The sequence below is a fragment of the Stenotrophomonas sp. INTA L402-1 genome (assembly GCF_059295135.1).
Genome location: NZ_JCAFWP010000122.1, coordinates 1 through 695, shown reverse-complemented (window position 1 = coordinate 695; position 695 = coordinate 1). Strand labels below are relative to the sequence as shown.

The 695-nt window shown below is 53.7% G+C and carries 1 pseudogene; it reads right to left on the bottom strand.

Annotated elements, in window-relative coordinates:
- Positions 1–663 (bottom strand): annotated as a pseudogene (locus AC5O77_RS21835) (hypothetical protein); the annotation flags it as partial.
- Between the last annotated feature and the right edge of the window lie 32 nt (positions 664–695).

The window sequence follows — 695 nt, the reverse complement described above, 5'->3', positions numbered from 1 at the left end:
CCCTAACCCTGCAGGCCCTGCGCCAATCACCGCCACTTTTTCGATACGGGGAACAACTTTGCTGACATCGGGACGCCAGCCCATCGCCAGCGCGGTATCGGTGATGTAGCGTTCCAGATTCCCGATAGAGACTGCGCCAGAGTGATCTTTCAAAGTACATGCGCCTTCACAAAGACGGTCCTGTGGACATACCCTGCCGCAGATTTCGGGTAAGGAACTGGTCTGGTGGCAAAGTTCTGCCGCTTCAATAATCTTTCCTTCCTGTACCAGACGGATGTAATCCGGAATAGCGTTATGCAGCGGACAATGCCAGTTGCAGTTAGCTTTTTCGGCACAATAAACACAGCGGTCACTCTCATAAGTCGCTTGTTGTGGATCCAGCCCGCAATAGATTTCGCCAAAGTGGGTTTTCCGTTCACTCGCTGAAATTTTATCTGCGCCTTTACGCGAGTTAACGGGGAGCAACGCTGCACTGCGAGATGGCTGAGCGTCTGATGACGCTTTTCCTGCTGCCGTTTTGCGCTGGCGGGCCACCTTTATCTGCTGCAACCCTTTATCGTCCATCAGCCGTAACGCCTGTGTTGGGCAGACGTCAATACAGGCTTGCGTGCCGGAACTGCGCTGGTTACAAAGGTCGCATTTCTGTGCAATCGTATCGACCATCTCAACGACGCCAAAGGGGCAAGCGATTGCGC